This is a genomic window from Rhodoblastus sp., assembly GCF_041915505.1.
Classification (GTDB): domain Bacteria; phylum Pseudomonadota; class Alphaproteobacteria; order Rhizobiales; family Beijerinckiaceae; genus Rhodoblastus.
Map to the genome: position 1 here is coordinate 1 of NZ_JAYSBG010000059.1, position 14,106 is coordinate 14,106.

Consider the following 14,106-nt stretch of genomic DNA (forward strand, 5'->3'; position numbering starts at 1 on the left):
AAAGCTTTCCGGGAAAAGGGCCTGCTCACCTCGCTCGACGGCGGCGCCGTGCGGACCAATACGGAAGAAGTGCTGCACAATATCGACGTCGCGGTGGTGTCCGAGGCCTTTTGCGCGCAGCTCAAGCTGACTGCGCTGGAGACGCTCGGCTATCTCGCCGCGCGCGGCGTGAAGATCGCTGCCGTGACCGAGGGCGAGCGCGGCCTGCTGTGGAGCGACGAGGACGGATTGATCTCGCGCATGGCGGCGCTGGCCGTGCCGGAGGATAAGGTGCGCGACACTTCCGGCGCCGGCGACGTGTTTCACGGCGCCTATCTCGCCTCTTATCTGCGCAATCGCACCGCGCGCTGGGCCGAACATTTCGATTTCGCCCGCGCCGCATCGGCCTATAAGGTTCAACATCTCGGCAATGAGGCCGGCCTGCCCTCATTCGACGACATCGCCGAAATGCGGCGTCTCTACCAGCAGGATGAATGAGAGGCTAAAGCGCCGATTGCCAGCGCCTCGGAAACTTGGCAATTTGGCGCCGCCTTTCGCCTTTTCCCGGAAAGGAGCGCAAAATGTCCCGCGTCTTCGCTTCGACCCCTGTCCGCCTCGCTTTGATTCCCGTTTTCTGCTGCGCTCTGGCCGCCCCGGCCCTGGCGCAAGACGCGGCCGCCGCGCCGACGCGGACCTGCCATAGCGAGATCGCCCGCCTGCAAGCCCTGGTCGACCAGGCCAAAGCCGGCGGCGCCCCCGTGCCCGACATGAAGGAGGGCACTTTCGCCACCATGCACCGCCAACCGACCGCCGCCACCGTTCTGGCCGCGGATAAGGACGCTATGGCGAGGGCTGAAACGGCGCTGGATACGGCGCGCAAGGCCGAGACCGCCCACAAGGAAGCGGCCTGCCTCAAGGCCTTGGACGATATCGCCTTTTAAGCCGGCGGCCTTCTCGTCGGCTAGCCTGCCCAAGCCAGCGCGCCGCCGCTGGTCGGCTCGCGCACGCCTGTCGTGGTCGGAAAGGTCAGCGGCAGCCCCTTGACCGAGCGCACGGCGAGAAAAGCGAAAGCCTGCGCCTCGATGGCCTGCGAATCCCAGCCGAAATCCTCGGCGCGCCGCACCGGACTGGGCGCGCGTTCGGCCAAGGCCCGAACGATCGCCGGATTGCGCGCGCCGCCGCCGCACAGGACGATCATGCGCGGCGTCTCCGGCAGGAAGCGCAAATGAGCAAGGATGGCGCAGGCGGTGAAGGCGACCAGCGTCGCCGCCGCGTCCGCATTCGACAGCGCAGAGACCGGATCGGATGAAAAAGCATTGCGATCCAGTGATTTCGGAAGACTTTGTGAGAAATAGGAATGAGACATCAGCGAGGCCAGCGCCGCCTCGTCGACCGTTCCGGACAAGGCGCAGGCGCCGCCCGCATCCATGACGGCCCCCGTGCGCGCCAGCATCAGATCGTCGAGCAAGGCGTTGCCGGGGCCGGCGTCGCAGGCGATCGGATCGCGCTCCGGCGAGACGAAGGTCATGTTGGCGACCCCGCCTATATTGACGAACAGCAGCGGCAGGACCGCCCCCGAAGCTTCGGCCAGCGCGCGGTGAAACACCGGCACCAGCGGCGCACCCTGCCCGCCGGCCGCCATATCGGCCGCGCGCAGATCATAGGCGACGTCAATGCCCACGGTGCGGGCAAGCGCCGCGCCATCGCCGATCTGGACGGTCAGCCCCCGGTCGGGACGATGCAGCACGGTCTGGCCGTGGAAGCCGACCAGATCGACCGCGGCGGCGTCAATGCGCTCGCGGGCGAGAAAATCGCGGATCACATCGACATGGCGGCGGGTGATCAGCTCCTCGGCCGCCGCGAGCGGACCGGGACGATCCTCGCGCCGGGCCAGATATTTCGCGGCGTCGACCGCGCTGCGCAGCAAGGCGCGATCCTCGTCCGAAAAAGGATAGGAGGCGGTCGGACCGAATCGGAGCGTCTGGCGGCCGTCGGTCTCCAGAAAGGCGAGATCGACGCCGTCCATGGAGGTGCCCGTCATTGCGCCAATCGCGCGGAAGATTTTCGGCATTGCAAACCCCGCGGGGAATTTCCGACATTATGTTGGCGCGCAGGCTAACCGCAAAAAGTCGGAAACGCGACCATGATCGAGCTTTTTTACTGGCCTACGCCCAATGGCCACAAGATCACGATTTTCCTGGAAGAAGCCGGCCTGCCCTATGAGATCCGCCCGATCAATATCGGCGCCGGAGACCAGTTCAAGCCGGACTTCCTGAAAATCGCGCCGAACAACCGTATGCCCGCGATCATCGATCATGCCCCCGCCGACGGCGGCGCGCCGATCTCCATTTTCGAATCCGGCGCCATTCTCGAATATCTTGCGGAGAAAACCGGCAAATTCCTGCCCGCCGCGACGCGGGAAAAATATGCCGTCCTGCAATGGCTGTTCTGGCAAATGGGCGGCCTTGGCCCGATGGCCGGCCAAAACCACCATTTCAACAATTACGCGCCGGAAAAGTTGCCTTACGCCATCGACCGCTATGTGAAGGAGACCAACCGGCTCTATGGCGTGCTCGACCGCCAGCTCGCCACGACCCGCCACTCAGGCGGCTTCATCGCCGGCGCCTTCTCCATCGCCGACATGGCCAGCTATCCCTGGATCGTGCCCTGGAAGCTGCAGGACCAGAATCTCGACGATTTCCCCGACCTGCGCCGCTGGTTCGACGCGATCCGGGAGCGTCCCGCCGTCCAGCGCGCCTATGAGATCGGCGACCGCATCCGCCCGCCTGCGCCGATGGACGAGGCCGCCAAAAAGGTCCTGTTCGGTCAGACCGCCGAAAACACCAAGGCGCGGGCCTGAACGATGGCCTCCGGCTTCGCCGCCCTGCGCGCCCGCGCGGAAAAGCGCAAGGGTGGCGCGGCCGCCCTTGCCGCGCTGCTGCCCGAGGCGGCGGACAACGCGGCCTTGGCGACGATTCCAGACGACCGCATCCTCGCCGGCATGACCCGCCGCATCTTCTGCGCCGGCTTCGTGTGGCGGGTGATCGAGCAGAAATGGCCCGGCTTCGAGGCCGCCTTTCTCGGCTTTTCGCCGCAGAGACTGGTCTTCGAGCCGGATGAATTCTGGGAGAAGCTGGCGAGCGACGAACGCATCGTCCGCTACGGCGCCAAAATCGCCGCCGTCCGCGAAAACGCGCTGTTCGTCAGCCGGATCGCCAAGGAGCGCGGCTCGTTCGGCCGCCTGCTGGCGGATTGGCCGGCCGATGACGAAATCGGCCTGCTGAATTTCCTGTCCCGCTACGGCGCGCGGCTCGGCGGCATGACCGGCCAATATTTCCTGCGCTTCATCGGCTGGGACACGTTCATCCTGTCGCGCGACGTGCTCGCCGCTTTGCGCGAGGCCGGCGTCCCGCTCTCCGAAAAGGCGACGTCAAAACGCGATCTCGCGGCGGCGCAGGCCGCCTTCAACGCCTGGGCCAAGGAGACGGGCCTGAGCCGCGGCCAGCTCTCGCGTGTCTGCGCCATGTCGGCCGGCGACAATTACGACGCGCAAATCCTGCGCGAACGCATGCATTCCGAGGACTGATGTTCTACCTGCCCGAGGCGCGCGACCGCGCCCTGCTGCCGCACGACCCGTTCAAGGCCATGGTCGCGCCCCGCCCGATCGGCTGGATTTCGACCCGCAGCCTGTCCGGCGCGGTTAATCTGGCGCCCTACAGCTTTTTCAACGCCGTCGGCGGCAAGCCGCCGCTGCTGGCCTTTTCCAGCGAAGGCATGAAGGACAGCGCGAGTTTCGCCGAGGAGAGCGGCGAATTCGTCTGGAACATGGCGAGCTTTGCGCTGCGCGAGGCCATGAATGCGACGGCCGCCTCGCTGCCGCGCGGAACGAGCGAATTCGACTATGCCGGGCTCGAAACCGCGCCCTGCGTCAAAGTGAAGGCGCCGCGCGTAAAAGCGAGCCCGTGCAGCCTGGAATGCAAGGTCACCGAGATCATCCGACTGAAAGACCTGTCCGGCGCGCCGATGGGCAATATCCTGACCATCGGGCAGGTGGTCGGCGTCCATATCGACGAGGCTTTTTTGCGCGAAGGGCGATTCGATCTCGCCGCCGCCCAGCCGCTGCTGCGCTGCGGTTATACGGGCGATTACGCGACGATCGACGTCCTGTTCGAGATGAACCGGCCGATCTAAGAAATCCGGCTGGCAAACAAGGGCTCAAAACGGCGGGTTTCTTCGCAAGTTCGATCTCAGACAAATGCGATTTGAAACAATACAAGTTTATTTTCGGAAAAACGATCTCGCAGCGACGACGGAAGACACGCCATGAGCCTGAACCAAGCGCCGCTGATCCATGTCGTCTTTGGGCAGTGCGCTGCGGCCAGCATTGAGGAAGTTCTCAAGCAGATCGATCGCCATGAACCGGTGATCGGCCTTCCCGACGATCTCAGCTTCGGCCCGATCAATCCACCGAGCGCGGCGTTACGACAGCCATGGGTGCGGGAATGGCTGGTCCGTGAAACGCATGACTACGACTACGCGGCGAATGCGCGAATGGCCGATTCATTCTGGGAACAGGCCATGTCGCCCAACATGTTTCCGCTGGTCTGGATGTGTCGGCGCGATGCCGGCGAATATGCTGCGTTTCTCGAATTCATCTGGCGGCGTGGCGATGCGCCCTTCCGCGTCATCGACGCAACCAACGCCGAATTCTCCGATCGCTTCGGTCGACCGCCGAAGTTTCGTCCGATTGGACTGGGCGCGGTAGCGCCGGAGACCATTGTGGCGTCCCGCTTGCTCGATCGCCAGACGACTTTGCCTTCGAAAGCGATCGAGGCTTATCGCGAGCAATGGACGCGGTTGAAAGCCGAGAATGCGTCCTTGCGGATCGTCGATGGAGATCGGCTTGCGTCGGCTCCCCTCGATTATTTCGATAATACGATTCTGTCGTTTGCGCGAAACGACTGGCAAATGGCCGCCCGCATCATCGGGGAAACAATGGCGGCGTTATACTTCGATCCGCCGGGCCATCGCGTGAGCGACATGCTGCTATGGGGACGCGTTCGCGCCTTAAGCACGGCCGGCGCGCTGGAAATCAGCGGCGATGGCCTCACGTTGCGCGGCACGCAAGTACGCTTGCCGGAATCACCAACATGAGCGACTCCATTGCTCCCATCCTGGCACCTGTCGAGCCGGAAAATTACGACGATGTTTAAATATTGAGGGCGGCGCGGCCCGCGTTTGCGAAGTTCGCGCCATCAATTTTGACCGCCGTATTTCCGCCTCGCACCGAAACAGGCCAGATGCGCGAATACGCCAGGCACGGGGCCTCGGCTGCGGTCTCGATCAATTCGACAGCAGCTTTTCCACCAGCACGCGCTCGCAGGCCTTGAAGCCGAGATACATGGCGAGCGCGAACACGCCGGACAGCAAAAGCTGGCCGAGCTGGGTCAGCGCGCCTTCCATTACCGCCATGACGCCGTGTTCCGAGAGAAACCGGACATTGGCCGCCAGCATGACAAAAATATTGACCGAAGCCGCCGCGCCGAGCAGCGAAAACACGCCCATCAGCAGGAAGGTGACGAGCCAGTGAAAGGTCAGGACCTTCCGGAACGCGCCGCGCATGAAGCCCCCCAACAGCCGGGTCGAAGAATTCCGCCGGCTCAGCCCGTCCCGGCCACGGTCCGGCTCGGCAGCAATTCGCCCGCGCGCTCCAGCAGCGGATAGGCCGAAGCGGCGACAATATGGCTGTTGATCTGCTTCAGGTCGCGGATCAGTTCGAGCTGGAAGGCGCTCGTCTGCGCCTCGGCGGCGGAGCCGGCGCCAATCACGCCGAGATGATCGAGCGCCGCCTTGGCCTCGGCGTCGCGGAACGCGACTTTCTCATCCGCCAAAAGACGCGCCACGCGCGGATCGCCGGTCATGAACAGCGAGCCGGCGATCCGCAGGTTCTTCTCCAGCCGCTCGATCAGATCATGAAGTTCGTTCCGAGCCGGCAGGTCGAGCGGCGTGGCGTTCTTGAGCTGCTTGGCGAGCGCGGTCAGGAATCCGCGCGCGAGCGTGTCCGCCGCCTGTTCGATCTCCGAGACGAACACCGCGATCTCGCCGAAGCGCTGCTGATCCTCGCCGCTGAGCGCCTCCGCGTCGAGCGCGCCGAGATAGGCCTTGATCGACTGGGCCAGCCGGTCGACCAGATCGTCCTGCCGCTTGGTTTCGAGCGCGAGACGGCGGTCCGATTCCTCCAGCGCCTTGCGCGCGCCGGCGATCATGTCGCGCGCAAGATCGGACAGCCGCAGCGCCTCGCGCGCGGCGCCGCCCAGCGCCACCATCGGCGTCTCCCGGGCGCTCTCGTCGAGATAGGCCGGCGCGGCCGGATCGGCAGGGTCTTCGCGGCGGGGCAGAATCTTACCGAGCAAAGCGGCGAAGGCGGGCAGAAACGGGAAAAAGGCCGCCGCCACCACGACATTGAACAAGGTGTGGAAATTGGCGACCGCGCGGCCATTATCCGGGAAAGCCGAGACCATGAAGCGCCCGATCGGATCGAGCAGCGCCAGCGCAATGGCGGCGCCAACGAGGCGCGTCAGCAGATTGCCGACCGGCAGACGCTTCGCGACCGGATCGTTGCCGGCGGGGCCTTCCAGCACCGGATTGATCGCGGCGCCGATATTGGCGCCGAGCACCAGAGCGAAGGCGGCGTCGGGCGGCACGGCGTCACGCGCGGCGAGCGACATGATGAAAAGCACGACCGCGACGCTGGAATGGGCCGCCCAGGTGAGAACCGCCGCGACCAGCACGTCGATCAGCGGCCGGGTGGCGATGGCGCCGAGGAACATTCGCAGGCTGGGCGCGTCCTCATAGACCACCATGACGTCCAGCAATTGATTGAGCGCGAGGAACATCAGGCCGAGGCCGATGAAGGCCCGGCCGATGTCGCGCGTCGTGGCGCTACCGTTGCGCCGGAACAGGATGACGCCGAGCAGAATGAAGGTCGGCGCGAAGGCCGCCACATTGAAGGACATGAATTGCGCGACCAAAGTCGTGCCGACATTGGCCCCGAGCATGACCGCCAGCGCTGGCGTGAGATCGACCATGCCGGACGCCGCAAATCCCGTCGCCATCAGCCCGGTCGCGGTGCTGCTCTGCAGCAGCGCCGTCACGCCGAGCCCGGCGAAAAAGGCCCGCAGCCTCCCGCGCAGCGCGGAAGCGAGGAAGGCGCGCAAGCGCGGCCCGAAGGCGCGCTGAACCCCCGTCTGGACCATGTGCGAGCCCCAAAGCAGCAGCGCCACGCCGCCGCACAGGCTCAGCAGATTCAGAGGAAACGTCATGGCCGCCTCCGCGTTCGCGCCCAGACTCTCGGAGAATTCGTTCGAACGTTCAGAATTGGGGCAGAAGGCGCGCGATGGCAAGCCTTTGGCGTTGGATAATCTTTCTCTTTATTGGCCGGCGTTTAGCCGCCGATCACGCTGGTGATGACCTGCCCGCCCCGATTGATCTGCAGCTTCCAGACATAGGGTCGCTGGCCGGCGAGGCGTTCGAGGTCGCGGGTGGTCTGGACCTTTTCGCCATTGAGGCTCAGCACGATATCGCCCTTCTGGAAGCCCACCATCGCGGCGGCGGTATTGTCCTCGACCTCGATCACGGCGACGCCCTCGCGGCCGTTGGCGATGGAAAATTCCTCGATCGTGGCCGGCGAAATATTGACCACGCTCGCGCCCGTGAAGGGCGACGATCCCGCGATCTTGACGAGATCGCGCGGAGGCCGCTCCGGCGCGGCGGTCAGCTTCAGCGGCACGACCGCCTGCTTGCCGTCGCGCCGCACCGACAGCGAGGCGACGCCGCCGATGGGCTTGGCGCCGAGCCGATAGCCGACGCTGCCCGAATCCGTCACTTCCTTGCCGTCCACCGCGACAATGACGTCGCCGCGCTTGAGCCCGCCCTGCGCCGCCGGGCCGTTCGGATCGACTTCGGCGACCAGCGCGCCGGTCGGCCGGTCGAGCCCGAGTGAATCGGCAAGATCGCGCGACAGGTTCTGCAGGTTCGCGCCAAGCCAGGGCCGGTGCACTTCCTTGCCGCCCGCCTTGGCGGTCGCGACCACGCTTTTCACCATATTGACCGGAATGGCGAAGCCGATGCCGACTGAACCGCCGGATTGCGAGAAGATCGCCGAATTGATGCCGATCAGCCGGCCGTCGATATCGACCAGCGCGCCGCCGGAATTGCCCGGGTTGATCGCGGCGTCAGTCTGGATGAAGAAGCCATAATCGGAAATGCCGATTTCCGTGCGCGCCACCGCCGAGACGATGCCCTGCGTTACCGTCTGGCCGACGCCGAAGGGATCGCCGATGGCCAGCGCCAGATCGCCCACCTCAATCGTATCGGAATCGGCCATTTCGAGCACCGGGAACGTCCCGCCATCGCCCTTGATGCGCAGGATGGCGAGATCGCTGCGCGGATCGCGCAGCAGGATTTCCGCCGGCAATTCGCGCCGGTCAGCCAGCGCGACCTTCACATCCGTCATGTTTTCGATGACGTGGTTGTTGGTCACGACAATGCCGGACGGGTCGACGATCACGCCGGAGCCGAGCGAGCGCGCGGTGGCGCCGCCCGGACGCTGGCCCTCGCCGAAAAAGCGCCGGAAGATCGGATCATCGAACAGAGGATTGCGCGGGGCTTTTTCCACCCGTTGCGCATAGACATTGACCACCGCCGGCGCGGCCTTTTTCACCACCGGCGCGAAGCTTAGCTTGGCCTCGGCGGCCGATTGCGGAACGACGCGCGTCTCCTGCGCGACGGCGGGAGCGCCCACAAGGAGAGCGAGCACAGCGACGATGACGGGACGAAACATGCGAATCCTCTTCAATCCCGGGCAATATAGGATTCGCATGGTGGAGGAAAAAGGGCGAAGGCGGCTAGGGCGCGCTTCGCCCGGCCTTCAGGCCGCGCGCGGTCCCACAAGCGCCGACGCCCGCGCCGTCAGCATCCGCCGGACAGAGGGCGGAACCTGCCGCGCCGATTTCGCGCGCGGATAAGGCATTTCGCGCATGGGCGGCGGCTCATGGGCGGCGGCGTGCTCGTCCCAATTGTCGAAAGCCATGCGGTCGACATTGTCGATGAAGGTCTCCGCCGCGACGCCTTCGGCGCGAACCAAAGCATGGTCGGCCAGTTCGATATGCCAATAGGTGAAGCTCTCCGGCACATCCGACTCGCGGAAAATGCTCGCGCCATTGACGAGCGCTCCGGCGTGAACCAGCACATCGCCGATCAGCAAGGCATGATCCGGCGAAACCAGAAGATCGCGCGCGGGCAGGTCCGCGCCCAGCGCGCCGGCGCGAATCCGGATCGGCAGCACGCGGAGCGGACAGGCGAAGCGGGTCGAAACCGTTTGCCGCCCCATCCAGCGCACGGGCGCCGCGCGGCCGTCCGCCGTCAGCACCAGATCGCCCGCCTTCAGCGTTTCGACCGCCGCCTCGCCGCCCGGCACGGCGATGCGCGTTCCCCGATAGAAGCAGATGACATTGGTAACGATTGATCCGCCATTGCCGTCGGAGGCGACCGCGAAAGTCGAGCCTGAATAATTGGCGGACGGGTCGAGTTGGATCGTAACCGTCTCCGCGCCGCCGGAAACCGTCAGCAGGTTGTTGGCGCCCAGCGTCGCTGCGATTGCGGTCCCCACGCCGGCGAGATCGAATGTATCGTCCGTCCCGAAGCCGGTGACTGTCGAGGCGAACGAGCCGTCGGAAATCACGCTCGCGGCCAGGATCAGGTTCTGCGCCCCGGCGCCGAAATGGACCGTGGTTTCGGTCTCGCTCGCCAGCGTCCATGTCCCGCCGACGAGATTGACCGTCTCGATATCCGCCAGATTGCCGACCGCGCCGGCGCCGGAGCCTTCGAGATTGACGGTGTCGTTGCCGGCGCCGCCCTCGATCGTCCCGGTGATGGACGAGCCGGTCCAGAGATTGAAGACGTCGTCGCCGCCGCCGAGGTCGACGCTGCCGAGGATCGTCCCGGCATTGGTCAGGGTGTCGGCGTAAAGATCGGTGATCTTGATGGCTTCGCCGTCGTCGCCCTCGATCAGGCCGTAATTGGTGATGGTCGTCGCGGCGAAGGCGTTGCCGCCATTGCTGTCGTCGACGGTAATGGCGCGCTGGTTGCTGACGATCTTGCCGGTCGCCTCGTTTGTGATGACGCCGCCGCCGATGGTGACCGCTTCCGACAGACCGCCCGTCGAGCTTCCGGTGGCGCTGACCGTGCCCGAATTGTCGAGATTGAGCATGTAATCGACGTCGATGCCGTCGCCGTCGGTCGTTCCGCCTGCATTGCCGGTGATCGTACCGGTATTGGTCACGACGGTCGTGCCCGACGTCGTGTCCATATTGATGCCCGAGCCGAGCTGGCCGGTGATGGTCCCGGCGTTCACGACCGTGATCGAGAATGCGCCGGTAATGCCGTGATGCGCGCCGGTGATCGAGCCCCCGGCGTAATTGTTGATCGTTGCCGAACCGGTGGTGTGATCCTGAAAGGCGACGCCATTATTGCCGCTGGTGCTGTTGCCGAGATGGCCGGCGACGATCGAGCCGTAATTGTTGATGATGGCGTCGGCGCCGGGCCGGATGGCGTCGCTGTCGGCGGATTCGATCAGGCCCCCGGCGTAATTGTTGATGGTGACGAGGGAGCTGGCGATATCGTCCAGGTCGACGGCCTGGCCGCTGGTCACCGCGCCGCTGGCCAGACCGACCACGCCGGCGGCATAGGAGCCAGCGACGAGGACGCCGCTATTGTTGAGCGTGACCGAGCCGTTGGCGAAATCCGATTTGATCTTGAAGGCGTCGTTGTTCTCGCCCGACGCGCCCGTCGCCGCGAAGGCGCCGAGGATCACGCCGGTCGCATTATTGGTGATGACGACGCTGTCGCCGGACAGCAGGCCGGAGCCGTAAAGCGCGCGATCCAGGGTCGAATCGATCGTGCCTGAATTGGTCAGGCTTTCCGACGTGTTCGCCGAAGCGAATTTGAACGTGACGGCCGGATTGGAGGAGCCGGTCGGCGCCAGGATCGCGCCGACGCCGATAATTCCGGTGTTCCCGTCATTGAGCGTATAGCGGTCAGTATAGGTCTTGACGGTGTTGAGATTGAACGATCCGGAAATGTTGGACATGGCGGCGGGTCCCTGGCGTTCGACCTTTGGGAGGTAAATGGCCAAGATGACGCTGGCGCGACATTTTCGGCGCCGGCGGCCCGCCGTGCCGCCGAAAAAAGCGCCGTTTCAAAGCTTTCGCCATGCAAGACGCCCCGGTGGCGCCACGGGACCCAACATAAAAAAGGCGGCCCGAAGGCCGCCTTGTAAACTGGACGATGCGCCCGATTATTCGGCCGCTTCGGCCTCGACCGGAGCCGAGCCGGCGCCCTTGGCGCTGACGTCACGGTCGACGAATTCGATCACCGCCATGGCGGCGTTGTCGCCGTAGCGAAAGCCGGCCTTGAGCACGCGGGTATAGCCGCCGTTGCGCTCCTTGTAACGCGGCGCGAGCACGTCGAACAGCTTGCGGACGAGATCGACGTCCTTGATCTGCGCGATGGCCTGACGGCGGGCGTGGAGGTCGCCGCGCTTGCCGAGCGTCACCAGCTTCTCGACGACCGGACGCAGGTCCTTGGCCTTAGGCAAAGTGGTGGTGATCTGCTCATGCTTGATGAGCGCCTGCGACATATTGGCGAACATCGCCTTGCGATGCTCGGCCGTGCGGTTGAAACGCCGCTTGGAACGACCGTGATACATGTGGCTCTCCTATCTTGCTTACGGCCGCCGTGCCAAGGTACGGCCGTTCGGTGCTTTGCCCGTTTTGGGCGGTTTACTCACGAACAGCGTCTCGGGTCGTTAGCTGGCGCCAAGCCCACAGGGCTTGGCTAGGAGCGAATGCGACGCCGAGCTGACGCGAGGGGCGCCGGCCCCTTTGGGGCCGGCAACTCAATAATGCTCTTCGAAGCGCTTGGCGAGCTCGTCGATATTTTCCGGCGGCCAGCCCGTCACTTCCATACCGAGGTGCAGACCCATCTGGGCGAGCACTTCCTTGATCTCGTTCAGCGACTTGCGGCCGAAATTCGGCGTGCGCAGCATTTCGGCTTCGGTCTTCTGAATGAGATCGCCGATATAGACGATGTTGTCGTTCTTGAGGCAGTTGGCCGAGCGGACAGACAGCTCGAGCTCGTCGACTTTCTTGAGCAAAGCCGGGTTGAAGGCGAGCTCCGGAATGGCCGGGGCGTGCTCTTCGCGCTTGGGCTCTTCGAAATTGACGAAGACGTTGAGCTGGTCCTGAAGGATGCGCGCGGCGAAGGCCACGGCGTCTTCCGGCGTCAGCGAACCATTGGTCTCGACCTGCAGCGTCAGCTTGTCATAGTCGAGCACCTGGCCCTCGCGGGTCGGCTCGATGCGGTACGACACCTTCTTGACCGGCGAATAGATCGAATCGACCGGGATCAGACCGATCGGGGCGTCCTCGGCGCGATTGCGGTCCGCCGGGACATAGCCCTTGCCGGTATTGACGGTGAATTCCATGCGAATTTCCGCGCCCTCGTCGAGGGTGCAGAGCGGCAGCGTCGGGTTCAGCACGGCGATGTCGCCCGTCACGCCGATATCACCGGCATAGACCACGCCCGGGCCGACCTTCTTGAGGGTCATGCGCTTCGGACCGTCGCCGTGCATCTTGATGGCGACATCCTTGATGTTCAGGATGATGTCGGTCACGTCCTCGCGGACGCCCGGGATCGACGAGAACTCATGCAGCACGCCGTCGATATGGACGGAGGTGATCGCGGCGCCCTGGAGCGACGACAGCAGGATGCGGCGCAAGGCGTTGCCCAGCGTCAGGCCGAAGCCGCGCTCCAGCGGCTCGGCCACCACGGTCGCGAGACGCTTGGGGTCTTCGCCGGGGCTCACCTGCAGCTTGTTCGGCTTGATCAGTTCCTGCCAATTCTTCTGAATCATTTTCTACCTCTTCCTTCGGCGCCGGGCATATCGGTCCGTCGACCCTGGCCGTGACGCCGTTTTACGGAGACGCGCGGCTTCCCGTCGGAAGACCGCGCGACATTTCAAGAAAAATCAGACGCGACGGCGCTTGCGCGGGCGGCAGCCGTTATGCGGGATCGGGGTCACGTCGCGGATCGAGGTGACGGTGAAGCCCGCCGCCTGAAGGGCGCGCAAAGCCGATTCACGACCGGAGCCGGGACCGGAAACCTCGACCTCGACCGTACGCATGCCATGCTCGGCGGCCTTGCGAGCGGCGTCTTCAGCGGCCATCTGCGCGGCGTAAGGGGTGGACTTGCGCGAGCCCTTGAAGCCCATCGTGCCGGCGGACGACCACGAGATCGTGTTGCCCTGCGCGTCGGCGATGGTGATCATCGTATTGTTGAACGAGGAATAGACGTGCGCGACGCCCGAAGCGATGTTCTTGCGCTCCCTGCGGCGAACGCGGGTATTTTCCTTGGCCATATGTCTTCAATCCTTCTGGCGCGCCCGTAATGCCAGGCGCTCGGGTTGTCGGGCGCTCCCACGGAGCGCCCTGCTGATCTCGCGGAGAAAGCCGCGAACGAAAAAATTACTTCTTCTTGCCGGCGATCGGCTTCGCCTTGCCCTTGCGGGTGCGGGCATTGGTATGGGTGCGCTGGCCGCGAACTGGAAGCTGGCGACGATGGCGCAGGCCGCGATAGCAGCCAAGGTCCATCAGGCGCTTGATGTTCATCGCGACTTCGCGGCGCAGGTCGCCTTCCACGATATAGTCGCGGTCGATCGTCTCACGGATCTGCAGCACTTCGGCGTCGGTCAGCTGATTGACGCGGCGCTCGGCCGGAATGTTGACCTTCTCGCAGATCTCCTCGGCCTTTTTCGCGCCGATGCCATGGATGTACTGCAACGCGATGACGACGCGCTTGTTGGTCGGAATATTGACGCCGGCTATACGAGCCATTCTCTCACTCCATGTGGGGCCTTTGGCCCGGTTATGCTGGGGCCTTGGGCCCGGTTATGCCCGCGTCCGGTGGAGGCCGGCCCATGCGGGAGATGCAGAAAAACAGCGCTCCAGCTTTTTCAAGCCGGAGCGCGGAATGAACGGTTGCTTTATAACGGCGACACCGTTGCGTCAA

15 protein-coding genes are annotated in these 14,106 nt (G+C 64.6%); 6 read left to right on the forward strand and 9 right to left on the reverse strand.

All coding sequences use genetic code 11. The features are described 5' to 3' along the window. Together ACE3S9_RS06025 and ACE3S9_RS06030 are read left to right on the forward strand one after the other, a co-directional pair. On the forward strand, positions 1-477 hold a 477-nt coding region (locus ACE3S9_RS06025), incomplete at its 5' end, for a PfkB family carbohydrate kinase (RefSeq protein WP_374545537.1). Between the two features lie 83 nt (positions 478-560). Further along, the gene (locus ACE3S9_RS06030; protein WP_374545538.1) at positions 561-920 is read left to right on the forward strand and encodes a hypothetical protein; all 360 of its coding nucleotides are present in this window, start codon (positions 561-563) and stop codon (positions 918-920) included. Between the two features lie 20 nt (positions 921-940). Here the strand turns inward: ACE3S9_RS06030 and ACE3S9_RS06035 are convergent, their stop codons facing one another. Beyond that, positions 941-2,050: an anhydro-N-acetylmuramic acid kinase gene (locus ACE3S9_RS06035; protein ID WP_374545539.1), complete on the reverse strand. Its 1,110-nt coding sequence runs from the start codon at positions 2,048-2,050 to the stop codon at positions 941-943. A gap of 72 nt (positions 2,051-2,122) precedes the next feature. Between ACE3S9_RS06035 and ACE3S9_RS06040 the strand changes: the two genes are divergently transcribed. The 4 genes from ACE3S9_RS06040 to ACE3S9_RS06055 all read left to right on the forward strand — a co-directional run bounded on the left by ACE3S9_RS06040 (position 2,123) and on the right by ACE3S9_RS06055 (position 5,133). Then, positions 2,123-2,839, forward strand: coding sequence for a glutathione S-transferase N-terminal domain-containing protein (locus ACE3S9_RS06040; protein WP_374545540.1), 717 nt, complete (start codon positions 2,123-2,125; stop codon positions 2,837-2,839). Between the two features lie 3 nt (positions 2,840-2,842). Beyond that, complete coding sequence (locus ACE3S9_RS06045) at positions 2,843-3,565, forward strand: DNA-3-methyladenine glycosylase I (protein WP_374545541.1); 723 nt, start codon at positions 2,843-2,845, stop codon at positions 3,563-3,565. Then, positions 3,565-4,170: a flavin reductase family protein gene (locus ACE3S9_RS06050; RefSeq protein ID WP_374545542.1), complete on the forward strand. Its 606-nt coding sequence runs from the start codon at positions 3,565-3,567 to the stop codon at positions 4,168-4,170. Before ACE3S9_RS06045 ends, ACE3S9_RS06050 begins: the two co-directional genes overlap by 1 nt. Positions 4,171-4,302: 132 nt before the next feature. Next, positions 4,303-5,133: a DUF3658 domain-containing protein gene (locus tag ACE3S9_RS06055; RefSeq protein WP_374545543.1), complete on the forward strand. Its 831-nt coding sequence runs from the start codon at positions 4,303-4,305 to the stop codon at positions 5,131-5,133. Positions 5,134-5,322: 189 nt separating this feature from the next. Here ACE3S9_RS06055 and ACE3S9_RS06060 read toward each other — a convergent pair whose 3' ends face one another. The 8 genes from ACE3S9_RS06060 to rpsM all read right to left on the reverse strand — a co-directional run bounded on the left by ACE3S9_RS06060 (position 5,323) and on the right by rpsM (position 13,931). Then, positions 5,323-5,601, reverse strand: a complete 279-nt coding sequence (locus ACE3S9_RS06060) for a hypothetical protein (RefSeq protein WP_374545544.1) — start codon at positions 5,599-5,601, stop codon at positions 5,323-5,325. A gap of 38 nt (positions 5,602-5,639) precedes the next feature. Further along, positions 5,640-7,301 (reverse strand): Na/Pi cotransporter family protein, encoded by a 1,662-nt coding sequence (locus tag ACE3S9_RS06065; protein ID WP_374545545.1) that lies wholly within the window; start codon positions 7,299-7,301, stop codon positions 5,640-5,642. Between the two features lie 122 nt (positions 7,302-7,423). Then, positions 7,424-8,821 (reverse strand): Do family serine endopeptidase, encoded by a 1,398-nt coding sequence (locus tag ACE3S9_RS06070; RefSeq protein WP_374545546.1) that lies wholly within the window; start codon positions 8,819-8,821, stop codon positions 7,424-7,426. Between the two features lie 87 nt (positions 8,822-8,908). Next, a complete protein-coding gene (locus ACE3S9_RS06075) occupies positions 8,909-11,128 on the reverse strand; it encodes a Hint domain-containing protein (RefSeq protein ID WP_374545547.1) in 2,220 nt (739 codons plus the stop codon). 207 nt (positions 11,129-11,335) lie between these two features. Next, on the reverse strand, positions 11,336-11,746 hold the full coding sequence (rplQ, locus tag ACE3S9_RS06080) for a 50S ribosomal protein L17 (protein ID WP_374545548.1): 411 nt from the start codon (positions 11,744-11,746) through the stop codon (positions 11,336-11,338). 189 nt (positions 11,747-11,935) lie between these two features. Beyond that, positions 11,936-12,952, reverse strand: coding sequence for a DNA-directed RNA polymerase subunit alpha (locus ACE3S9_RS06085; RefSeq protein ID WP_374545549.1), 1,017 nt, complete (start codon positions 12,950-12,952; stop codon positions 11,936-11,938). 114 nt (positions 12,953-13,066) lie between these two features. Beyond that, on the reverse strand, positions 13,067-13,456 hold the full coding sequence (gene rpsK, locus ACE3S9_RS06090) for a 30S ribosomal protein S11 (protein ID WP_374545550.1): 390 nt from the start codon (positions 13,454-13,456) through the stop codon (positions 13,067-13,069). Positions 13,457-13,562: 106 nt separating this feature from the next. Next, positions 13,563-13,931 carry a 30S ribosomal protein S13 gene (gene rpsM / locus ACE3S9_RS06095; protein ID WP_374545551.1) on the reverse strand — a complete coding sequence of 123 codons (369 nt, stop codon included), beginning with the start codon at positions 13,929-13,931 and terminating at the stop codon, positions 13,563-13,565. Between the last annotated feature and the right edge of the window lie 175 nt (positions 13,932-14,106).